The sequence below is a fragment of the Pantoea endophytica genome (genome assembly GCF_002858935.1).
Lineage (GTDB): Bacteria > Pseudomonadota > Gammaproteobacteria > Enterobacterales > Enterobacteriaceae > Pantoea > Pantoea leporis.
Map to the genome: position 1 here is coordinate 1 of NZ_PJRT01000002.1, position 22,395 is coordinate 22,395.

General features: G+C 53.3%; 25 protein-coding genes. 10 read left to right on the top strand and 15 right to left on the bottom strand.

Annotated features, from left to right (window positions below; genetic code table 11):
• The 10 genes from PZBJ_RS00665 to otsB all read right to left on the bottom strand — a co-directional run.
• Positions 1-617 (bottom strand): DDE-type integrase/transposase/recombinase (locus PZBJ_RS00665; protein WP_420818490.1); only part of this gene is annotated, 617 nt, incomplete at its 3' end.
• Positions 618-807: 190 nt separating this feature from the next.
• Positions 808-2,487, bottom strand: a complete 1,680-nt coding sequence (locus PZBJ_RS00670) for a methyl-accepting chemotaxis protein (RefSeq protein WP_101760733.1) — start codon at positions 2,485-2,487, stop codon at positions 808-810.
• 170 nt (positions 2,488-2,657) lie between these two features.
• A complete protein-coding gene (gene cheW / locus PZBJ_RS00675) occupies positions 2,658-3,155 on the bottom strand; it encodes a chemotaxis protein CheW (protein ID WP_008102858.1) in 498 nt (165 codons plus the stop codon).
• Between the two features lie 22 nt (positions 3,156-3,177).
• Positions 3,178-5,148, bottom strand: coding sequence for a chemotaxis protein CheA (cheA, locus tag PZBJ_RS00680; RefSeq protein ID WP_206098189.1), 1,971 nt, complete (start codon positions 5,146-5,148; stop codon positions 3,178-3,180).
• Between the two features lie 10 nt (positions 5,149-5,158).
• Positions 5,159-6,190: a flagellar motor protein MotB gene (gene motB, locus PZBJ_RS00685; RefSeq protein WP_101760735.1), complete on the bottom strand. Its 1,032-nt coding sequence runs from the start codon at positions 6,188-6,190 to the stop codon at positions 5,159-5,161.
• Positions 6,187-7,074 carry a flagellar motor stator protein MotA gene (motA, locus tag PZBJ_RS00690; protein ID WP_007891047.1) on the bottom strand — a complete coding sequence of 296 codons (888 nt, stop codon included), beginning with the start codon at positions 7,072-7,074 and terminating at the stop codon, positions 6,187-6,189. Before motA ends, motB begins: the two co-directional genes overlap by 4 nt.
• Positions 7,075-7,206: 132 nt before the next feature.
• Positions 7,207-7,785 carry a flagellar transcriptional regulator FlhC gene (gene flhC / locus PZBJ_RS00695; RefSeq protein WP_101760736.1) on the bottom strand — a complete coding sequence of 193 codons (579 nt, stop codon included), beginning with the start codon at positions 7,783-7,785 and terminating at the stop codon, positions 7,207-7,209.
• Positions 7,785-8,135 (bottom strand): flagellar transcriptional regulator FlhD, encoded by a 351-nt coding sequence (flhD, locus tag PZBJ_RS00700; protein ID WP_008102850.1) that lies wholly within the window; start codon positions 8,133-8,135, stop codon positions 7,785-7,787. Before flhD ends, flhC begins: the two co-directional genes overlap by 1 nt.
• Positions 8,136-9,192: 1,057 nt before the next feature.
• Entirely contained in the window at positions 9,193-10,632 is a 1,440-nt protein-coding gene (otsA, locus tag PZBJ_RS00705; RefSeq protein ID WP_101760737.1) for an alpha,alpha-trehalose-phosphate synthase, read from the bottom strand.
• Positions 10,629-11,417 carry a trehalose-phosphatase gene (gene otsB / locus PZBJ_RS00710; RefSeq protein ID WP_101760738.1) on the bottom strand — a complete coding sequence of 263 codons (789 nt, stop codon included), beginning with the start codon at positions 11,415-11,417 and terminating at the stop codon, positions 10,629-10,631. The genes otsA and otsB overlap by 4 nt, the downstream gene beginning before the upstream one ends.
• Positions 11,418-11,956: 539 nt before the next feature.
• Here otsB and PZBJ_RS00720 point away from each other — a divergent pair.
• The 6 genes from PZBJ_RS00720 (at position 11,957) to PZBJ_RS00745 (ending at position 16,260) form a co-directional block, all read left to right on the top strand.
• On the top strand, positions 11,957-12,250 hold the full coding sequence (locus tag PZBJ_RS00720) for a hypothetical protein (RefSeq protein ID WP_218168224.1): 294 nt from the start codon (positions 11,957-11,959) through the stop codon (positions 12,248-12,250).
• Between the two features lie 161 nt (positions 12,251-12,411).
• Positions 12,412-13,563 (top strand): lactaldehyde reductase, encoded by a 1,152-nt coding sequence (gene fucO / locus PZBJ_RS00725; RefSeq protein ID WP_101760740.1) that lies wholly within the window; start codon positions 12,412-12,414, stop codon positions 13,561-13,563.
• 321 nt (positions 13,564-13,884) lie between these two features.
• Entirely contained in the window at positions 13,885-14,763 is an 879-nt protein-coding gene (locus PZBJ_RS00730; RefSeq protein WP_101760741.1) for a manganese catalase family protein, read from the top strand.
• Positions 14,764-14,896: 133 nt separating this feature from the next.
• A complete protein-coding gene (locus tag PZBJ_RS00735; protein ID WP_101761030.1) occupies positions 14,897-15,094 on the top strand; it encodes a hypothetical protein in 198 nt (65 codons plus the stop codon).
• The gene (locus tag PZBJ_RS00740; RefSeq protein WP_101760742.1) at positions 15,095-15,904 is read left to right on the top strand and encodes a hypothetical protein; all 810 of its coding nucleotides are present in this window, start codon (positions 15,095-15,097) and stop codon (positions 15,902-15,904) included.
• Between the two features lie 95 nt (positions 15,905-15,999).
• On the top strand, positions 16,000-16,260 hold the full coding sequence (locus PZBJ_RS00745) for a hypothetical protein (protein WP_101761031.1): 261 nt from the start codon (positions 16,000-16,002) through the stop codon (positions 16,258-16,260).
• Between the two features lie 34 nt (positions 16,261-16,294).
• On the opposite strand, the gene PZBJ_RS00750 is transcribed toward PZBJ_RS00745, so the two are convergent.
• The 4 genes from PZBJ_RS00750 to PZBJ_RS00765 all read right to left on the bottom strand — a co-directional run bounded on the left by PZBJ_RS00750 (position 16,295) and on the right by PZBJ_RS00765 (position 17,772).
• Positions 16,295-16,561: a biofilm development regulator YmgB/AriR family protein gene (locus PZBJ_RS00750; RefSeq protein WP_101760743.1), complete on the bottom strand. Its 267-nt coding sequence runs from the start codon at positions 16,559-16,561 to the stop codon at positions 16,295-16,297.
• A gap of 62 nt (positions 16,562-16,623) precedes the next feature.
• Positions 16,624-16,914 (bottom strand): hypothetical protein, encoded by a 291-nt coding sequence (locus tag PZBJ_RS00755; RefSeq protein ID WP_101760744.1) that lies wholly within the window; start codon positions 16,912-16,914, stop codon positions 16,624-16,626.
• 120 nt (positions 16,915-17,034) lie between these two features.
• Positions 17,035-17,280 carry a regulatory protein YcgZ gene (gene ycgZ, locus PZBJ_RS00760; protein WP_007891089.1) on the bottom strand — a complete coding sequence of 82 codons (246 nt, stop codon included), beginning with the start codon at positions 17,278-17,280 and terminating at the stop codon, positions 17,035-17,037.
• Between the two features lie 213 nt (positions 17,281-17,493).
• A complete protein-coding gene (locus PZBJ_RS00765; RefSeq protein WP_101760745.1) occupies positions 17,494-17,772 on the bottom strand; it encodes a hypothetical protein in 279 nt (92 codons plus the stop codon).
• Positions 17,773-17,968: 196 nt separating this feature from the next.
• On the opposite strand from PZBJ_RS00765, the gene PZBJ_RS00770 reads away from it, so the two are divergent.
• The 4 genes from PZBJ_RS00770 (at position 17,969) to PZBJ_RS00785 (ending at position 20,641) form a co-directional block, all read left to right on the top strand.
• Positions 17,969-18,481 carry a GNAT family N-acetyltransferase gene (locus PZBJ_RS00770; protein WP_101760746.1) on the top strand — a complete coding sequence of 171 codons (513 nt, stop codon included), beginning with the start codon at positions 17,969-17,971 and terminating at the stop codon, positions 18,479-18,481.
• 140 nt (positions 18,482-18,621) lie between these two features.
• Positions 18,622-19,044, top strand: coding sequence for a translesion error-prone DNA polymerase V autoproteolytic subunit (umuD, locus tag PZBJ_RS00775; RefSeq protein WP_101760747.1), 423 nt, complete (start codon positions 18,622-18,624; stop codon positions 19,042-19,044).
• A complete protein-coding gene (gene umuC / locus PZBJ_RS00780; RefSeq protein WP_101760748.1) occupies positions 19,044-20,306 on the top strand; it encodes a translesion error-prone DNA polymerase V subunit UmuC in 1,263 nt (420 codons plus the stop codon). Before umuD ends, umuC begins: the two co-directional genes overlap by 1 nt.
• Positions 20,307-20,389: 83 nt before the next feature.
• Positions 20,390-20,641: a hypothetical protein gene (locus PZBJ_RS00785; RefSeq protein WP_101760749.1), complete on the top strand. Its 252-nt coding sequence runs from the start codon at positions 20,390-20,392 to the stop codon at positions 20,639-20,641.
• 5 nt (positions 20,642-20,646) lie between these two features.
• Here PZBJ_RS00785 and PZBJ_RS00790 read toward each other — a convergent pair whose 3' ends face one another.
• Positions 20,647-22,206 (bottom strand): sensor domain-containing diguanylate cyclase, encoded by a 1,560-nt coding sequence (locus tag PZBJ_RS00790; RefSeq protein ID WP_101760750.1) that lies wholly within the window; start codon positions 22,204-22,206, stop codon positions 20,647-20,649.
• Positions 22,207-22,395 lie beyond the last annotated feature (189 nt).

Here is a 22,395-nt window from a genome sequence, read left to right on the forward strand (position 1 = left end):
GAACCGTTATCCATCGTCATCCGGTCCGGCAGGCCGTAACGTTCAAAGACTCTGACCAGCTGCTTCTGCACCGTCTCACGCCGCTCATCAGCGCAGTGTACGAGGCAAAGCGAGAAGCGGGAGTGATCGTCAAGGAGGGTAAGCGGGTGGCAGCGGCCGCCGCCAAAGGGAAAATGCCCCTTGAAATCCATCTGCCAGAGCTGGTTCGGGGCCGCATGTTCAAACCGGCCCGTGGCCGGGACACCCGGAGCTGAGCCCGGCAGCAGGTCGTGGCGGGCCATCAGGCTGTGGACGGTGCTGAAGGCGGGCATGCGGTGTCCGCGGTCTTCGAGCCAGCGCTTTATCTTGCGCGCGCCCCAGTGCTGATGAAGTTCATGCGCCATACGAAGCAGGTCAGTGATGTCGTCAGACGAGCGGTTGGGAGAGTGATGGGGTATGCAGGGGCGGTCCTCAAGACCGGATTCTCCCTCTTCAGCCCAGCGGCGAAGCCACTTGTAGGCAGTGGCGGAAGAAATGCCGTAGTGACGGCAGAGTGCGCGGATGTTCGCCCCGCCTTGCGAGGCGAGCAGAACAAACTCTTTACGTAATGACATGGTATCTCTCGCATCCCAGGACATAAGCGACTCCATAAACGGGTTCTTATGCCTTAGTTGTAAGTGTCTACCATGTCCCCGAACAAGTGTTCACCATGTCCCCGGACTGTACACCCACAAGTGGGAGAGGGAACCGATCGAGCCTGCATGGGGCAGCGTCTCCCTCTCCCGCGTGCGGGAGAGGGCCGGGGTGAGGGACCGACCACTCCGAAACTTAAAACGTTTCCCAGTTGCTGTCCCCCGCTGCCGCGGTCAGCGCTTTACGCGGTGTGCCGAGCGTGGGGGGTGCGATCTGCGGATGACGCACGCCGCTTCTGGCCTGCGGCTGCGCGTGTGCCGCGCGCGGTACGCGGAACACCGCCACCGACTGGCTCAGGCGACTCGCCTGCTCTTCCAGCGAGGCCGCCGCCGCGGCAGACTCTTCCACCAGCGAGGCGTTCTGCTGCGTCACGCGATCCATCTCCGTCACCGCCTGGCCGACCTGATCGATACCACGGCTCTGCTCATCCGATGCCGAGGCAATTTCGCCCATGATGTCGGTGACGCGCGTTACCGCATTAACGATATCGCTCATGGTCTCACCGGCGGTGCCCACCAGTTCAGATCCGCTGTTCACGCGGCTGACGGAGTCTTCAATCAACCCTTTAATCTCTTTCGCCGCCTGCGCGCTGCGCTGGGCCAGATTACGGACTTCACCCGCGACCACCGCAAAGCCACGGCCTTGCTCACCGGCGCGCGCCGCTTCTACCGCCGCGTTCAACGCCAGAATATTGGTCTGGAAGGCAATGCCATCGATAACGCTGGTGATGTCGGCGATCTTCTTCGAACTGCCGGCGATGTCGCTCATGGTGCGCACCACGCCTTGCACCACATCACCGCCCTTCTGCGCGGTTTCGGAAGCACTCAACGCCAGCTGCGACGCCTGACGCGCGTTTTCGGCGTTCTGCTTCACGGTGGCGGTCAGCTGTTCCATGCTGGCGGCGGTCTGCTCCAGTGAAGCCGCCTGCTCTTCGGTACGTGCCGAGAGATCGTTGTTGCCCGCAGAGATTTCGCTCGCTCCGGTAAAGATGGCATCCGAACCGTCACGCACATCACTCACCGTGCGCACTAGCGACTGCTGCATCTCATGCAGGCTTTCCGCCAGCTGGCTCATTTCGTTGCGTCCTTCGACCGTGATGCGCTGCGTCAAATCGCCCTGCGCAATGTGCTGAATATGCTGGATATTCTCATTAAGCGGCTTGATGAGGATTTTGCGCATGCCAAACCAGCACAGCACAATCACCGCCACCACAATCGCCAGCACCGCGCCTAACAGCCAGATCATGTGATCGTAGGCTGAGCTGTTGGCTTCGACGCCCGCCGCAGTCAGGCGATCCTGATCGGCACGCCATTGGCGGTACTCTTTCAGGAAGGCGTTTTGGCTTGGCGCAACCGGCGCTTTGGCTGCCTGATCGAGATCTTTTGCGACCAACGCGTCCTGCAACTGGCCTAGCGCGCTGGCATAGGCGGTATAGGTTTGATCGAGACGTTTGTTGAGCGCGGCATCCTGTCCCGGCGTGTCCGGCGTCGCTTTAAACAGCTGGTAGTTATCGGCGGCCTCTTTCTGGAAGGCTTTGCTGTCGCCGTACAAACCGGCGATATCCGCTTCGGTACCGGTCAGTTTGCTGGTTGCCATGCGCAGCTGAATGCGGGTTAACACCACACGGCTCTGATTGAGGCTCATGTAGGCGTCGTTGATGGCGGCGGTGTTTTTGCTCGCCAGTTGTGAAACGTTAAAACTGTTTTTGTCATCGCTTAGCGCTTTAAAAAACAGTGAGCCGGATGCCAGCTGTAAAAAGCCAAACACTAACAACACCAGCAATAAGCTGGTGACAACGCGGATTCTCGTAAACATAGTTTGCCCTGGAAAATGAAGGAAAAAATCGTACCGATCGGTTATCGACCAGGGGCGGAGAAGATTGAGGGATATTACAGCGATTTTTTGCGGATTTATTGTTGATTTGTAAGGAATTAATTAATGTATGTAATGATAACGGGCCGCAGCAGCGCGGCCCGTTGCGGGGACTATGCAGTACGCAGGTTATCCACCAGCGCCATCTCTTCGCTGCTCAGCAGCTTTTCGATGTCGACCAGAATCAGCATACGTTCACCCAGCGCGCCCAGACCGGTCAGGTACTCGGTGGACATGGTGACCGCGAACTCCGGTGAAGGACGAATCTGCTCTTGCGTCAGCGACAGCACGTCAGAAACGCCATCCACCACGATGCCCACCACGCGATGCTCAAGATTCAGCACGATCACCACGGTGTTCTCGTTGTACACCACATCCGGCTGCGAGAACTTCACACGCAGGTCGATGATCGGCACGATCACGCCGCGCAGGTTGGTGACGCCTTTGATGAATTCCGGCGTGTTGGCGATGCGGGTTACCTGATCGTAACCGCGAATCTCCTGCACTTTCAGAATGTCGATGCCGTACTCTTCGTCACCCAGTGTGAAAACTAAGAATTCCTGGCCCACGGTTTCGCCAGCGATTTTGGTCACGGTTGCCATGTCAGTCATTTTTTTACCCTTTCGTTATCTATTACGCTGCGGCACCGGCCACACGCTTTTCACGGTTCAACGATTGCAGTGCTGAGACATCCACAATCAGCGCCACGCTACCATCGCCTAAAATGGTGGCGGCAGAGATGCCCGGCACTTTGCGATAGTTGCTTTCAAGGTTTTTCACTACCACCTGATGCTGACCAATCAGCTGATCGACCAGCAGCGCATAGCGACGGCCTGCGCTTTGCAGAATCACCACAATGCCTTGCGTGGCGTCGGTTTTGGCATTCTGCACCTCAAACACATTCCACAGTTCCACCAGCGGCAGATATTCGCCACGCACTTCCAGCACGCGCTCGCCACCGGCCAGCGGTTTCAGCTCTTCTGCGGTTGGCTGCAGCGATTCCATTACCGCGTTGAGCGGCAGAATGAACACTTCGTTAGCGACGCGGACTGACATGCCGTCGAGGATCGCCAGCGTCAGCGGCAGCAGGATGCGAATGGTGGTGCCCTTGCCCTGCTTCGAGGAGATTTCGACGTGACCGCCCATCTCCTGAATATTCCGTTTCACCACGTCCATGCCCACGCCACGTCCCGACACGTCGGTGACCTGCTCAGCGGTGGAGAAGCCCGGCGCGAAGATCAGCATGCCGACTTCTTCATCGCTCATGCTGTCGCTGACCGGCAGGCCAGACGACAGCGCTTTAGCCAGAATACGTTCGCGGTTCAGACCGGCACCGTCATCGATCACTTCGATGCAGATGTTGCCGCCCTGATGTTCCGCCGACAGCGTCAGGTTGCCAACGGCGGTTTTATTCGCAGCCAGACGTTTTTCCGGGGTTTCGATACCGTGATCGAGGCTGTTACGCACCAGGTGCGTTAACGGATCGATGATACGTTCAATCAGGCTCTTATCCAGCTCGGTTGAGCTGCCAAGCAGCGTCAGCTCCACTTCTTTGCCCAGCTTGCTGGCCAAATCGCGTACCAGACGCGGGAAGCGACTGAAGACGTACTCCATCGGCATCATACGAATCGACATCACCGATTCCTGCAAATCGCGGGCGTTACGCTCCAGCTGACCCATGCTGTTCAGCAGGTCGCCGTGCGCTACCGGATCCAGCGCACCGGAGCGCTGTGCCAGCATCGATTGGGTGATCACCAGTTCGCCAACCAGGTTAATCAGCTGGTCCACTTTCTCGACGGCAACACGGATGCTGCTGGATTCGCTGCCTTTGGCCGGTGCGGCGGCACGTTTAGGTTCGCGCTTCACCGCTGGGGTGATATCGGTCACGGTGGCGGTTTGCACCGGTTCAGCAGCCACTTCAGCAACCGGGGCGTCGGCAACCGCCGCCGCGCCTGTCGGGAAGTGAATCTGTGCTTCATCCAGCACAAAACAGAGCACCGCGACGATGTCATCTTTGCCGACGCCATCAATGGTAACGTCCAGCGAATTGGCGCCTTTCACCACGTTGCTGACGGTACCGAGATTGCCGAGCTCCTCCAGCATCAGCTCCGGCTCTTTCTCTTTCAGGTCAACCAGTTGCAGGCGCAGACCTGCGGCCGAAACTGGTGCTGCGATCTCAACCACTTCGGCGACTTTGGGCGCTTCAGGCGCAATGCCTTTCGCTTCCAGTGCCAGCTGACGCAGCGCTTCGCAGATATATTTAAAGCTTTCTGCATTCGGCTCCTGCGCCGTTTTATAGGCATCGAGCTGTTCTTGCATAATATCTTTGGTTTCCAAAAACAGGTTGATGATATCGGTGCTGAGCTGCATCTCGCCGCGGCGCGCACCATCCAGAATGTTTTCCAGGATGTGGGTGGTTTCCTGTAAAACCGTAAAGCCAAACGTACCGGCTCCGCCCTTGATGGAGTGGGCGGCGCGGAAGATGGCATTCAACTGCTCGGAATCGGGCTCCTGGGGATCAAGTCCCAACAGGTGTTGCTCCATATCCGCTAACAGCTCATCGGCTTCATCGAAAAACGTCTGGTAAAAATCGCTGATGTCCATGCTCACGGGATCACCTCGGCTGTGAGGGTTGGTCTGGTGTCACCGCGCTCGCCGTGGGCGTCGCCGCTGCCGCAGGGGCCGTTGCAGCAGTCGGCGCAGCCGGTGTTGCAGTGGAACCTGTTGGGGCAGTCGACGCAGCCGGTACAGCGGGTGCGGTAATGTTGGGAATCATTTGCGCCGGGTCGCTCACCTGAACGGCATCGCTCTCGGCATTCTCTTTTTCAATCGCCGCTTCGGTGTCGTGATTCAACACCAGCAGGCTAATGCGGCGGTTGACTGCATCATTAGCACCACGGTTTTTCAGCTTCATGGTGTCGGCCATACCGACCACACGCAGCATTTTGGCGCCGTCGAGGCCACCAATCACCAGCTCGCGCCGTGAGGCATTGGCACGATCCGCCGACAGTTCCCAGTTGCTGTAGCCACGATCGCCGTTGGCATACTGGAAATCATCGGTGTGACCCGCGAGGCTGATTTTGTTCGGAATATCATTCAGCACCGGCGCGATAGTGCGCAGGATATCGCGCATGTAAGGCTCCACGTCCGCGCTGCCGGTTTTAAACATCGGGCGGTTCTGGCTATCGATAATCTGAATGCGCAGTCCCTCTTCGACCATGTTGATGATCAGATGCGGACGCAGCGCTTTCAGACGCGGGTCGGCTTCAATCAGCTGGTCGAGCTTTTCACGCAGGCGATTCAGGCGGATCTCCTCCAGCTTCTTCTTCTGCGCATCCATATCGACAATCTTCTTCACTTCACCCTTCTGCTGCGTCGGATCATCGCCGCCGCCGGGGATCGGACTTTCGCTGTCGCTGCTGCGCTGACCGCCGGTCAACGCCACTTTCAGCGGCGTTTTAAAGTATTCCGCAATCTGGACCAACTCTTTGGGGCTGGAGATGGAGAGCAACCACATCACCATAAAGAACGCCATCATCGCCGTCATAAAGTCGGCATAGGCAATCTTCCACGAACCGTGGCTCCCATGGTGACCTTTATGTTTGCGCTTTTTAACCAGCACAATGGGGCGATTGCCTGCTTTCATGAATTCTCATCCGAAGTTTGTTTCGCCGGGTTCTTGGCGTTACGCACGTGCTCTTCCAGCTCCGAGAACGACGGACGTTCAGCGGAGTAAAGCGTTTTACGACCAAATTCCACCGCGATTTGCGGTGCGTAACCGTTGAGGCTGGAGAGCAACGTCACCTTCACGCACTGCATCATCTTGGTGGTTTCGGCACATTTCTGACGCAGCACCGATGCCAGCGGAGAGATAAAACCGTAGGCCAGCAAAATCCCGAGGAAAGTACCGACCATCGCGTGCGCCACTAACGCACCCAGTTCGGCCGCCGGACGGTCGGCTGACGCCAGTGCGTGCACCACGCCCATTACCGCCGCGACAATACCGAAAGCCGGTAAGCCATCACCCACCGCCGAGATACTTTGCGCGGGGACTTCACACTCGTGCTCGTAGGTCTCAATCTCTTCATCCATCAACGCTTCAATTTCGAAGGCGTTCATATTTCCGCTGACCATCAAACGCAAATAATCGGTAATAAAATCGACTAACTGTTTATCGGACAAAATACGCGGATAGTTAGCGAAAATTTCACTCTGGCTGGGATCTTCAATGTCACGTTCTAATGACAACATGCCTTGCTGACGGGATTTCGCCATCAGGCGATAAAGCAGCGCCATTAAATCCATGTATACGGCTTTGTTATATTTCGAGCCGCGCATTAACAATGGCAGCGCTTTTAATGTTTTCTTAATCGATTTGCCATTATTGCCGACTAAAAAGGCACCAATACCGGCACCGCCGATAATGATCAGCTCCGCCGGTTGATAAAGCGCGCCTAAATGTCCGCCGACCATCGCGTAGCCGCCCAACACGGAGCCGACGACCACGATATAACCCAGAATTATCAGCACAAAAAATCCTTACGTCCGTAACGTGTTGATGGAAGTTAAGCCAGAGAGCCGCAGGTGTTATTCGTTGATCGCAGGCAAAAAAAAAGCAGCGGTATTAACCGCTGCTGGATGTTTTCCACGATGCGAACAAACTTAAACGGCGCGTTTAACCTGTTCATCCAGCAGTTGTGGAAAGGTATCGGCAGAATCTGCAGAAAGTTTACGTCTTTTTACGGCACGTGATGGCGGCTGGCACAGGCTGCAGACAAAGCTGCCGATGGGCTGATGAGCGTGGTTAATAAAGCTGCCACCACAGCACTTACAGTCAGACAGTTCCAGCATGCCACTTTCAACGAATCGCACCAGGGTCCATGCACGCGTTAGCGCCAACAGCGGGCCCTCGTCCGATTGCGGACACTGCTCAAGATACAAGCGATAAGCTTTGATTACCGCTTCAACGCCACTGTTCAAGCCGGTTTTCAGCAGGAACTGCCAGGCGTTACAGAACATAGAAGAGTGGATATTTTGTTCCCAGGTCATGAACCAATCGGTAGAGAATGGCAGCATACCTTTCGGTGGTGGCGCACCACGCAACTCTTTATAGAGTTTAATCAGGCGACCACGGCTCAGCTGAGTTTCACTCTCCAGCATTTGCAGTCGTGCGCCCAATGTAATCAGCTCCATGGCCAGCTGAATATCACGCGCTTCCTGAACAATACTTTTTTCGCTCATTAAACGGCCCTCTTCTTCGCAGAGACGTCATCTTTAGACGCATTTCGCAGGAGACGGCTGGATAATAAAATACCGGTGTGGATTTGCTGTAAGTCATCCACACGTGACTCTTGAGTCAGGCGATTAATATGGTTGTGATCGGTAAATCGGAACTGGCAAACCAGTTGGTTGGTTTCCGCTAATTTTACCATCTCAGGTAAAGTTAATTGCGACAATGCATCAGCCATCGATTCATCGATGCCTAAACGAAACATTGCTGAAGCTTTTTCCTGGTTAATTAAACGCTGAGCAAGAAGCAAATATGACAGATTAATGTCATATATATGTTTTAGTAATTCTGATGTACCCATTTTTTTCCATCCTGATAGACGCGACACATATACGGCCACAGAATTAAATTGTTCTATGGTTCGGGCTGCTGGTTGGTAAATCTAAAGATGGCAAAAAATAATCAGGCTTGAGCCAACGTGCTCCTGACTGTTGCACTTTTCGTCAGGACACTGATCTGTAGTAATCAAAACTCCAGGCCATTCTTTGCTTGAGTTGTAACCATCTTCCGTGACGTCTGCTTACAGTTTTTTAAGACTAATCTGAAAACAAGGCAAATCTATATTGTCTGATTTCGACATACAACGTGAGTGGCGCGAAATTTTAGATAAAGTGTGATCCACGTCACACTTTTAAGGCAAATTTTTTCTCTAAACCTTCAGCAGCGCTTTTCTGTTGTCCATTTTTTGCGCGATTTCTGATTATTTCCTTAATATTTTGCTGAAGTAAGGCGGATTTTAGGCTGTGCGGAAGATTGTCATTACAACGCGATCAGTTATCTGTCCTATAGGAATTAGGGTGCTATAACACGCCATATAAAGGATTATATGCAGCATAATACTCTGAATTAGCATGAAACTATTCGCTTCTAAATTAATCACTTACAGGGAATATTGCCCATGTGCCGTAAAGCGAGACGCTAGCGAAGCGTGAAGTCTGGGCGCAGAGCGCCAGGGAACTGTTAGTGGATTGTAGGGAGTGTTTAGCGCACGGCAGGGGATGTAACAGGGCGTTACATTAGAGAAATGAATGAATAGGCATTTTTCGGTTTGCTCCGCGATGACTATCGGCCTGCCACCTGAGATCTTTAGGGTTGCGAGGAAAAAAAGCTCTTTTTGCCTTTCGATTGTATGCTTTTTAACCAAATCGTGCGCTTTTTGCTGATGAGTCAGCGCATTAGCGCTTAAAGAAATGAAATCGATTTCGTGAAGTTACAGTGGCGCGTGAAAACGCTGTGCAGCGGAGCGTAAATTCAAAAATGTGCGATAAATCGCGCCGCTACGGAAGTGTGCAATAAGTGAGCAAAGCACCCAATGTTAGCATTTACCGTAGCGGCGCAATGTATTGTGCAATTAAGCGTTACGCTAATTTCGGAAAGGTAGCGACTTTATTTACCGTACCGTGATCATCACTGCGTACCGGCAAAGTATTTAAATCTTTCAGGAAGCTTTCACGCCAGTGTGAAATATCCTGTTTGCGCAACACCGCCATCATGTCGTTATAACGCGAGATACGTTCGGTACGCGGCATGGTCAACGCGCGATCGAGCGCCGCCGCCACGTCATCACGATCGTACGGATTGACGATCAGCGCGGAAGTCAGCTCATTGGCCGCACCAGCAAAGCGGGACAACACCAACACGCCAGGGTTATCCGGGTCCTGCGCTGCTACATACTCTTTCGCCACCAGATTCATGCCGTCACGCAGCGGCGTAATCAAGCCGACGTTGGTGAGACGGAAGATCTTCATTAACAGACGACGATCAAAGTGCTGATTGAGGTAATAGAGCGGCGTCCAGCCCAGCGTGCCGTATTTACCGTTGATGCGCCCCGCTTCCGTTTCCAGCTGGTGACGGATGTCCTGATAAGCCTGCACATCGCCGCGCGAGGTGGGCGCAATTTGCGAGTAGCGAATTTTGCCGCGGTGCTGCGGGAAATTCTCCAGCAGGGCTTCGAAGGCCAGAAAACGCTCCGGCAACCCTTTAGAGTAATCCAGGCGCTCACAGGCGATGATATTCTGCAGATCGCCCAAATCGCGTTTCATCGCCGCCATTTTCGGTGGCAGCGGTCCTTCCGCCATCTCTTTAATGGTGTCCGGCTCAATACCAATCGGATAGACCTCAGTCATAAAGGTGTTACCGAAGGCACGATGCTTCTTCTCTCCTTTATTCTGCAGCTGCGTCAGCTGGCTCAGGCTATCAAGGAAAGCTACGCGGTCAGATTCTGTCTGGAAGCCCAGCAGATCGTAGTCGCACAGCATCTCCAGCAGCTCCTGATGCGGCGGCAGAGCATTGAAGATCTCTGGCGTCGGGAACGGGATATGCAGGAAGAATCCGATGCGGTTATTAATGCCCTGCTTGCGCAGCTCGGCGGCAAACGGCAGCAGATGATAATCGTGGATCCACAGAATATCGTCGGGCTTCAGCAGCGGTTTAAGGCGCTGCGCCAGCAAAGTATTGACGCGGCAGTAGCCATCCCAGGCTTCGCGCTGATACTGCACCAGATCGAGGCGATAGTGGAACGCCGGCCAAATCACGGTATTGGAGAACTGGAGATAATATTGATCATAATCGTTTTGATTAAGCGGCAGTGACGCGTAGGTGATGCCGTCTTTTTCGATCTGCGTAAGTTCTTCATCCTCTTCTTCACCCGAGAATTCGCTGATCTCTCCGTTCCAGCCAAACCATAATCCACCGGTATCTCGCAGTGCATCTAAAATACCGACAGCAAGCCCGCCTGCGCTGGCCTTGCTACCATCGGGGATCGCGATACGGTTAGATACGACGACTAAACGACTCATAACCTAAACTCCTTACCAACATTGTCATGTTCTAGTTGTAATAATAGTTGTTCAAGCCAGTGCCATACGGCCTCAACGCTGTTGAGGCGATAGCGTGCATGGCTGGCCCCTTCACCGACTTTGACAGAGATCCCCTGCATGGCATTTACCACGAGGAATCCTTTTTCATCTGTCAGGTCGTCTCCCACAAATACCGGAATGCGTCCGGCAAAGGGTGCTTCCTGCATAAACTCACGTACGGCAGCGCCTTTATCGATGCCTTGCGGCTTCAGTTCCACCACGCATTTACCTGGCTGAAGCGCCAGCTCGGGAAAGCGTGCAACGGCGTCTTCGGCCAGCTGCATAATGGCGTTTTCGTACTGCGGCGCATTGCGATAGTGCAGCGCAAATGCCATGCCTTTCACTTCTAATAGCGTATCGGGCCACTGATCCAGCGTCTGCTGCAGTTCAGTTTGCAGTGTTTGCGCAATATCCCCCGGCAAGCTGTGGCGATGCACGCGGCCCGCCGCATCGCGGCGTTCTGCACCGTGCACGCCCGCGGCGGGGGCTTCGAGTGGCGCGACTAAGGCGTCGAGTTGCGCAATCGGACGGCCGGAAACCAGCGCTAAGGCGCCGTGGCTAAGATTGGAAATGTGTTGCAGCAGCTGGCGTACCGGAGCGGGAATGGAGACCGACTCGGGCTGCGACTGAATCGCTGCCAGCGTGCCGTCTACATCAAAAAAGAAGGCGTAGAGTCCGCCACTTAATGACGGCAAGGTGCTGTTGTGATTAACCGCGGAGGTCACGACTCTTCTCCTGTCTTGTGGAATTTGTCATTACAGGATGTTCGGAGGCTGGCTGGGTGATCGAGGCGGTTGCTACCGCAGAAGTGTGTGCGAGGAGGTTTTGCAGATAACACGGAATTTCGATAGATAACTCTCCACAAACAAACATCATTTAAACTCACTCGCCAGGCTGACTGCGAACATCGTCAGAATTAAGTGTAGACGCAGATCACGATATTGCCAGATACGCGCGGCCTGGCTATAGGATAAGTGGCCGTTTTAAGCCTTATGCCGCAAAAGAATTGCCTCAGCGCTTTTTCAGCCGCTTCGCTTATTTTTTTAGCGTTGATGACGCCCTTCTCCCGCCTCAATTCCCGGATTATGCCGACTTGCATCCGCCGCGAGGATTATCATATGGTGCGTTTACCGTGCGGCTACAGCGCGGAAATAGCGCCCTGATCGGCATTGATCACGGCTGTTAGACCCATTCAGGCAGGAATCCGGATAATGGAAAACCGATCGACATCACATTTTTCACTTGTCGCGGCAGGTGAGCGAAGATGATCCCGCAAAGCTACAGCCAACGCGTTCACTTCTATTACTGCATTCTGGTCGCCCTGAAAATCAACGCCAAAACGAAGAAGTCTGGCGGCGTGCGCGGCAAGAATAACTTCCTGCTGAAATGGCTGCGTAATGCGCAGAACAACACCATTTTCCCGCCGGATATCACCAGCGAGATTGAGTGGCTGCGCGCCAAGATCATCAGCTCCGGGCCCGACACCGACCTGGAACCGATGCTGCAATATGTTTACGACACGGCGAAGCGTGCCGAGACTATGCGTTTAGGATCATGATTCCTTCCATTTATTCGACTCAATGGAAACCGCGATTTTATTGAGGCAACGCAATATCTGTATCGTCATTACCACGTAAATCTGGATACGGTTAAATCTTCTTATCTTGATGAATTTAATCGAAAAATATTAAATCTGGCATCTACGTGAAGGTAATTAATATGATTAACAGAATGATCCTCAATGAGACCGCCTATTTCGGTGCGGGCGCGATTAATTCTATTGTCGATGAGATTCACAAACGCGGTTTTAACAAAGCGTTGGTGGTGACCGACAAGGATTTGATCAAGTTTTCTGTCGCCACCCGCATCACCGATCTGCTGGCGCAGCACGACCTCAGTTTCGCCATCTATGATGAGGTGATCCCCAATCCTACCGTTGAGGTGGTGCATGCGGGCGTCGAGGCTTTTCGTCGTTCGGGTGCCGATTATCTGATCGCGGTGGGCGGCGGCTCGCCGCAGGATACCTGTAAAGCCATCGGCATGATGATTGCCAATCCCGAGTTCAGTGACGTGCGCATGCTGGAAGGCGGCGCCGCCACGCGCAATCCCTCCGTACCGATCATTGCGGTGCCGACTACTTCCGGCACCGCAGCGGAAGTGACCATCAATTACGTCATCACCGATGAAGAGAAGAAGCGCAAGTTCGTCTGCTACGACCCGTACGATATCCCGGCGATTGCCATTATCGATCCCGACATGATGGCCAGCATGCCCGCCAGCCTGAAAGCGGCGACCGGCGTCGATGCGCTGACGCACGCCATTGAAGGCTACATCACGCGCGGCGCGTGGGAACTTACCGACATGTTCCATCTCAAAGCGATTGAAATTATTGGCCGCTCGCTGCGTGATTCGGTTAAAGGCGTGCCTGCGGGCGTGGCGGATATGGCGCTCGGTCAGTACATCGCCGGAATGGGCTTCTCGAATGTTGGCTTGGGTCTGGTGCACGGTATGGCGCATCCGCTGGGCGCGTTTTATGGCACGCCGCACGGCATCGCCAATGCGGTTCTGCTGCCGCATATCATGGCGTTCAATGCCGAGCATACCGGCGAGAAGTACCGCGATATCGCCCATGCGCTGGGCATGGAAGGTGCCTATAGCTGTTCATTAGCCGATGCCCGTGCGCTGGCCATTGATGCGGTGATCACCCTAAACCACGATATCGGTATTCCGCTCAGACTACGTGATATCGGCATGCAGGAGCAGGATGTGGATGCGCTTGCCACCGCAGCTTTCGCCGATGTGTGTACACCGGGCAATCCGCGGGAGTGCAGCGTGACGATGATCGCTGCGCTGTATCGTGAGTTGTTCTGATTAGGCGTTAACAAGGTCACCATTAATGGCGACCGACGTGTTTTGTAGGTGCGCATTTATGCGCACCAGAACGACGCGCTTATTTAATTCATGCCAACATTCACCCTTTAAAATAATATTTATCTCGCGGCTTAAAATAAAATTAATTTAACCCGGTGCGCTTGCAGCAATGGGATGCCCGCTTAGTATTAATGAGGCGGCATGCAGTTGATGAGTACAAGGCTAAATTCACTCCTTCCTCCTCCATTTCTTATCGTTATTTATTTTTAAACATCAGAATTAATTCCCTTTCTCCGTTTATTTTATTTTTTGAGGTGAGCTATGTTTCGACATGTAAAGCAGTTGCAATATACCGTGCGCGTTAATGCGCCCAATCCCGGTCTGGCCAATTTATTACTCGAGCAGTTTGGTGGTCCGCAGGGCGAATTAGCCGCTGCGATGCGCTATTTCATGCAGGGCTTAAGTGATGAAGATGCGGGTCGTCGCGAGATGCTGATGGATATCGCGACTGAAGAGTTGAGCCATCTGGAAATTATCGGTTCACTGGTTGGCATGCTGAATAAAGGCGCCAAAGGCGAACTGGCGGAAGGCAGCGAAGAGCAAGGCGATCTTTATCGCTCCATCACCGGCGCGGGCAATGACAGCCATCTGACATCGATTCTGTACGGCGGCGGCCCGGCATTAACCAACTCCGCGGGCGTACCCTGGACAGCGGCTTACATTGATACCATTGGCGAAGTGACAGCGGATCTGCGCTCCAACATCGCGGCCGAAGCGCGCGCCAAAATCCTCTACGAACGCCTGATCAACCTCACCGATGACGTGGGCGTAAAAGATGCGTTAGGCTTCCTGATGACGCGCGAAGTGGCGCATCAGCTGTCGTTTGAAAAAGCGCTCTACTCCATCCACAACAACTTCCCACCGGGCAAACTGCCGCCGATCGAGAAGTATGCGCACACCTACTACAACATGTCTCAGGGTGACGATATTCGCGGTAGCTGGAATTCGGATGAGAACTTCGACTATGTCGCCGACCCGCAGCCCGCAGTGGATGGCGGTGATGGCTCCGCCAGCGTGACGCTGCCGTCAAAACAGCTGAGCGATCTGGATACGCTGGCAACACGCACCGCTTCACAGCCCGATACCAATCCGATTACCGGCGCGGAACCTGGCAGTAAAACGCCGCTTACCAATCAGTAATTATCACAGGTCGCCCTAAACGGCGACCTGGCAGATTAATCCGGAAAACGCCCTTTCATTTCAGTTACCCGGCTAGGTTGTTGAGGGATGTGCCATAGTTGACGCTGGCATAAATAATAAGGATGGCTTGATGATGTTTGGTTTTTTAACTTCCCTGTTCGGTAGCCCGGAGTCATTAGTGCAAGTCATGACGCGCCAGGACATTCAGGAATCGATTGAGGAAGGCGACAGAATTATTATTGATGAAGATGGTAACGCTTCGGTTAATGCGTTGAGTCCTGAAGTGCAGCGCGATTTTGCCCATCATGTCAGCACATTAAAGGATATTTAAATGGGCACGGCGATATTTATGGTGATGATGGTTTGCGGCTATTGGTATACCAGCCGCGACATGTCGAGCCGTTTAAAAATTAAGCGTTCCTTTGGCTGGGATGTCTATTTTCTCATTGCGCTGTATGGCTGCATATTTGTGCTGCAAGGCGTGCTGGCAACCGCGATTATCTGGCTGATTCTGCTGGCCGCATCGGGCGTGAACAATGCGTTTGCGCTGACCTCGGCGGAGAATGTGCACTGGAACGTCGATTTCATGACTTGGAGCTTTTTAGGCATTCAGGCCCCGGTGGTGCTGATGCTGGCCTTTGCCATCCTGTTCTGTATGTATCGCTCCAACTGGGCGGTCAGCGCCCGGCTCAACGCCGGTGGACGCAAGGAGTTGTATCAACGCCTTTCCCGCTCCAACGGCATTGAACAGTTGCTATTGCAATGTATGGAAGAAGGCGAGCTGGCGTGGGTCACACTGAAATCGCGCCGTATCTATATCGGCATGATTCACGCGGCGACCTTTGAATATCCAAACACTGCCAACATTGTGTTGATCCCGATGCTGAGCGGCTATCGTGATTCACGCACGCTCAATCTGGCGATCGAGCATAATTACAGTCTGTGGTACCACAATCACAACATTGATTTCTCGTCCGCACCTAAAAGTGCCCTTGAGTTTCGTAAAGTGATTATGGTGCATCAAATAGAGAGTTTGTCGCTGTTTGATCCGGCCAGCGCCAGCGCATTAGCGATGGATAAGCAAAGCGGTAATAAACGCAAGTGGATGCGAAAATCCGCGCCCAAACGCGACTATCCCTAAATTTACTATTCAAAGATGCTGGCTTAATCGTGCAATTGCTTTATGTTGCACGGAGCCAGCAACATTCCATAATAAGTCAAAATAATAAGGGCATCATGATGGACTTTAAAAAGTTCGAGGACACTTTACAGCTGTGGGGGAATTTACACTTCACGGGAATTGAACTGCAACAGCGTGATAATAAAAGCGAAATTTACGCGACCGGCACTAATAATCATACCCAAAGCCAGCTGTATATTTGCACGCTTTCAACTGATGTCGCTTCACATGTCCAGTTAAAACAGTTTCGCACCTGGTTGCACAGAATTAATATTGGCAAAGCGAAGCGCCGATTAGCTCTCGCCAGAAAGGATTAATTCATTGTCCCCGCGCGGGGGACAGAGAGGAATATCAGGCGTCGTCAGGCGTGTAACCCACCACAATTTCCAGTGTTTTGCGCAGCACATCAGCTTCAGCATCACCTTCTGCGGTTTCCAGCGCCATAATCAAACAGAGAATAATCGATTTATTACTGACGCGCCCTTCCGTGGCCAGCACGTGGCGGATAACCCTATCCAATACGGCAGCTTCGTTTCTTAACGTACTGTCTGCATTGCGAAAATGCTCTGCCAGTTCGGTGTCAGGCAGTGCAGCGTAGAGGTTGTGATTTTCCGACATGATTCCAGTCCCGTGATTGTATCTACGCTCGAATTTACAATGCCTAAATGCGAGCCAATCAGTCAATGTTTACGATTGTTACCAGACTGTTGGTTGTTACCAAACAGCTGAAGAACGTTGTCGCTTTGCGGCTGCTCTTCGCGCAGCTTTTTTCCCGCCGAAATACTGTTGCGTACATCGGTGATGGCGGCAGTAATCGCTGCACGCTGCTCTTCGTCGTTGCTCTGCTGCTTCATCAGCATCAGCTGATTCAACAGCGCTTGCGTATTGACCGGGCCCGTACGTTGCAACAGCGCCAGCGCCGCTTCGCCAATAATTTCATCGATTATTTTCTGGTGTTCACTTCTATTCATAACGAATTTTCATAACGAATCTCTGACCGCCGCTTCGCCCCGGTGCGGGGCGAAACCAGTGTGGGAGCGTATTCAGAGTAAAATTTTAATACTTGTACAAGTTTGACGTCTGACTGGCTCTCAGCTTTCACGTTCAAATAACAAGCCAATCAGCTGATGGTAGTGATGCTCTTCTTCAGCATTGGCGGCCAGTTCCAGTCTGCGCAGCAGCTTGGTGCATAGCGATTTGCGGTTGAGGTTACGGCCTTCGCGTAAGATTTCAACCACGATCTGACCCAAGGTTTCCTGCTGCGATGGCAGCGACGCTTTGCTGAAATAGTTGGCAATGGCCTCGACTGAACTCGGCGTGTATCCGTTCTGACGCATAATTGACCCCAATAAATGAAAAAGTTAGATCATTTGACCTAAGTAAAGTTGTACAGATAGCAAAAAGCTGTACAAGGAGCTTACTCAAGATATCAGGCAGGTTTTGTTGCAAAAAGTGCTAAGAAGTGTGAATTAGGACAATTAGAAAGCTTTTATTTCCAAATCTGTGCGCTCCGCGCCGAAAGTCATTGACGCGTGAGCCGGTTGGGATGGTCAATTGTCGTCGGCATCGGCCGAAGGCATTCTGACACTGCCTTCCTGGCGACTCAATCCGCGCAATGCTGAATGGACGCGATTATCGCTGCCCGCCGGTTGACGGTGCGTGAGCAACCATTGCTGCGCCTGGGCAATACGCTGCTGCTGTTGACTGTTTTGCTCTTTTCTCGCCATGCGCGCGAGCTCTGCCAGCAGTGAGGAAACGCTGACTTCCTCACGGCGCACCAGTAATGCATAGGCCGCTTCGCCGATAATTTTAGGTTGCGAATCTGACATCTTCTACCTCCTGAGAATATGGGCTTACGCTTGCTTCTCACTCTTCATTATAGATCATCGGCCTGGCACCTTGTTAACAGACAGCTCTGGTTATCTTGGGTTTTTGTTACTAACACGTTATGGTAACTGCCCTTCGGTGGCCTCTGCTCGCACCGACGACGTGATTAATAACAAGCATTAAGCAAGGAAATCTGGCATGGAGTTCACCATACGCAAAGCCACGGCAGAGGATGCAGAGCTGCTGCACCTGCTGGGCCGCATGACCTACAGTGCGCATTTCAAACATATGTGGGTTTCCGCAGACGAACTGGATGCCTTTATCGACAAGGAATACGGTCTGGCAGAGCTGAATAGCAGCCTCGCGGCGCCCAATGAGAGCTGGCTGATCGCCGAGACCGACAAGCCGATTGGCTTCGCCAAAGTCACCTGGAACACGCCAGTGCCGGATTCCGGCATGAGCGGCGCGTTGCTCAACAAGCTCTACCTCAATCCAGAAGAAACCGGCAAAAACTACGGCCGCTGGATGTTCGAGAGCATCATCAATGAGGCGCGCGACAAGCGTGAAGGCTACCTGTGGCTGGAAGTGTTAGGCGATAACGTGCGTGCACGTAAGTTCTACGAAGCCTTTGGTATGCAGCACATCAAAGACATTCCGTTTATCACCGCTTCACAGCAGAGCACCCTGCAGATCATGGGGATGATGATTTAAGCGCAGCGGTAAGCCCTTTGGCACAAAATAAATTTCCTTTGTTGCCAACTGTTTTGCAAATCATTACGGGTTCTGGCTTGATCAAACTGCCTATTCGACATTACTGTATACATATACAGTGACGATTTGAGATCGCAGCCATGCAGTTTTATCAGCCCGCGGAAATCCGCGCTATTCTCGCCTTACCTTTGTTCATCAGCCGCGTGCCCTGCGGCTTTCCGTCCCCGGCGCAGGACTACGTTGAACAACGTATCGACCTCAACGACTTTTTAGTCGATCACCCCAGTTCAACCTATTTCATTAGAGTCAGCGGTGACTCGATGATCGACATCGGTATCAATGAGGGTGACATGCTGGTGGTGGACAGCTCGCTCAAACCCAAACACGGTGACATTGTGGTGGCTTCGCTTTCCGGCGAGTTCACCGTGAAACAGCTGATGTTACAGCCTTACCTGCATCTCAAACCGATGAATACCGCGCATGCGGTGATCGCCATTCCTGACGCCGATGAGTTCGAAGTCTTCGGCATCGTTAAACACGTGATTAAAACCATAGGCCGCTGATGTTTGCCCTGGTGGATGTGAATTCGTTTTACGCCAGCTGTGAAACGGTGTTTCGCCCGGATCTGCGCGGCAAGCCGATTGTGGTGCTGTCGAACAACGACGGCTGCATTATTTCGCTAAGCAGAGAAGCCAAGGCGCTGGGCATTAAGATGGGCGCGCCCTACTTCAAACATCGGGAAGAGTTGATGCGCCACAAAGTGGTGGTGTTCTCGTCTAACTATGCGTTGTATGGCGATATGTCGCGCCGCGTGATGGAGACGCTGGCGCTGATCTCCACGCGCGTGGATGAGTATTCCATCGACGAAGCCTTCGTTGACGTCACCGGCATCAACGCCTGCATGACATTCGAACAGTTAGGCCGCGACATTCGCGACCGTATTTATCAGGACACCCATTTGCGCGTGGGTGTCGGCATTGCGCCGACCAAAACCCTTGCCAAGCTCGCCAACTGGGCCGCCAAACGCTGGACCAAAGCCGAGAACGTGATGGATCTCTCTTTGCCCCACCGTCAGCGCGAGTTGATGAAACTGGTCAAGGTTGAAGAGGTGTGGGGCGTGGGCCGGCGCTTATCGAAAAAGCTCAACCTGATGGGCATTACCACCGCGCTGCAATTGGCTGAAACCCCGACCGCGCTGATCCGTAAACACTTTGGCGTGGTGCTGGAGCGTACGGTGCGTGAATTATGTGGCGAGTCTTGTCTGGCGTTTGAAGAGGTGATTCCCAACCGGCAAAATATCCTCTGCTCGCGCTCGTTTGGCGACCGCATTACCGAATATCAGGATATGCGCGAGGCCATCGCCAATTACGCGGCGCGTGCCGCAGAGAAGTTGCGCAGCGAGCGGCAATATTGCCGTCATATCGGGACGTTTATTCGTACCAGTCCGCACGATCCGCATCATCCTTATTATGCCAATGCGGCCAGCCAAACCTTGATTACGCCCACCGCTGACAGCCGCGATATTATTCAGGCCACGCTCAACTGTTTAGATCGCATCTGGGTGTCCGGTAAGCGTTATATGAAAGGCGGCGTCATGCTGGGCGATTTCTTTAGCGATGGCGTGGCGCAGTTTGATCTGTTTGCGGAATATCAACCGCGTCACAATAGTGACCAATTAATGGCCCTGATCGACAAGATGAATGCCCACCAGCGCGGCGCGTTATGGTTTGCCGGGCAAGGCATTCAGAAACCCTGGTCGATGAAGCGCGAGATGCTGTCCCCGGCGTACACCACCCGGCTGGCGGATCTGCCGGTAGCGAAGTAAGCGCTTCACGCTTGAATTACACGCATGCGAATGCGATATTCAGCCCCTGATACGGTCACAGCTTAATAACATCCGGAGAACCTATGTCGAATGAAGAACGCGTAAACGAGCTGGAAGCAACGGTAAACCAGCTGCAGATTGAAGTCGCTGCCTTGCGCGAGTTAATGATTAAGCAGGTGGCGGTAAATAACATCACCTTCAAAGGGAAATATGATGAGGTGATTATTCAACTGGCGAAAGAATATGAAGAGCGCGGCTTAGAGGACGAAAGGAATAGCCAGATGCACGAGGCGCTGCGTCAATATATTAAATACCAGCTGCCCGCCGTGGAATAAGCCAATTACGCTTGCGATTCATCTATATTAATCCCTTTCACATCATCACGCCCTTCACGCTTTGCCCGGTACAAGGCGTGATCGGCGTACTCCAGCAGTTTTACCGCACTGAGGGTAGCAGACGTCGCAGTGGTGGCGCAGCCGGCACTGATCGTCACCTGCCCTTTGGGCGAAGAAATATGCGCAAGCTGCCTGATACGCACCGCCTCAACCACCCGATGCGCAATCGTCATGCCCTCATCGAATGGGGTATCAGGCAGGATCAGCGCAAACTCCTCGCCGCCATAGCGCGCGGCGATATCGGAGCGCCGCGCAACCACGGCAGCTAATACTTCACCGATCGCTTTCAGGCACTTATCCCCGGCGATATGGCCGTAAGTGTCGTTGTAATGCTTGAAGAAATCGATATCCATCATGATCAGCGTGAGCGGTTTACCGCTGGCGGCGGCGTGGGCCAGCGCTTGATGCAGGAAACGATCAAACTCCCTTCGATTCGCCAGACCGGTTAAACCATCAACGTGCGCGAGTTGATTCAGGGCGAGGTTGGCGCTGTGCAGTTCGTCGCGCAGCTGAGTCAATTCCTGCTGATAGCGCAACACGCTACGCGCCTGACGCAGCTGGAAAATACCGAGCAGCAAGATGGTCAGCAGCAGGATAATGCTGAGCAGAATATCCTGCGCCCGACGGTTAACCCACACATGGAACAGATCGTCACTGTTGTAACCGGCGGCGACGATAATCGGATAGCGATCGGAACGCGCAAAACCAAAGATCCGCGCCTGGCCATCCAGCACCGATTTCCACTGCCCGCTGCCGCGATCCATTTTCGCCAACATCTCCTGAAACAACGGGCTGGCTGAAAGATTTTTGCCGATGTAACTGTCAGGCATCGGACGCGCATACAGCACCGTGCTATCAGCCAGCATCAACACCAGCACATCGCGCGCACCGAGCTCGTAATAGCTGTAGAAGCGACGGAAAAAATCGACCTTGATGGTGGCCAGCAGCACGCCCTTAAAGCCACCGCTGGCATCACTGACACGCAGGGAAACGGGGATCACTAAATCACCGGTGCTGCGGCTGTTGATCACCGGGCCGATATGCACGCTGTTGCGCCGGTTATGGCGCTGAAAAGTGAAGTATTCACGATCGGAATTATTGATATTGTTGGGTGCGCGTTGGGCGGAGGTGGCGATCCACTTGCCATCTTGATCGTAGTAGAACAAGCCGTGTAACTGCGGTAAGCGGCGCTGTAATTCGCGCATGGTATTACTCAGGTCAGCGCCCTGAATGCGCGTTGCCAGCTGTAGCTGCAGATCACGCTGTACCTGGCGTAGCGAAAGCTCGGTCTGCAGGAAGGTGTCTTCCGCCTGACGCGATTGTGATAACGCCAGATTCATCGCGGATTCCTGGGTCTGACGCACGGTCGCCAGCCAGTCTTCACGCAAGGTCCAGATACTCATACTGGCTACGGTGATCAACAGCAGCAGTCCAGAGAGCACAATGCTTTTCAGTAAACCACCGTCAGAAGAAACCGGCTTATCCATTTTTCTTTTAAACTGCATGTTGTCCTCTGTCTTCCCCACCAACAGAGTTAAGCAGGTAAACCACGCATCAGTGGACGAATGCGGTTATTTTTCGGTCCATCGATAACTCCTATGACCAGTTGCGAAATATTACTGTAATCTGGTTTCACCACATTGAGTGGCAGCAACACACAGTACGCGTTTACACGATCACTTCGGTATGCATCT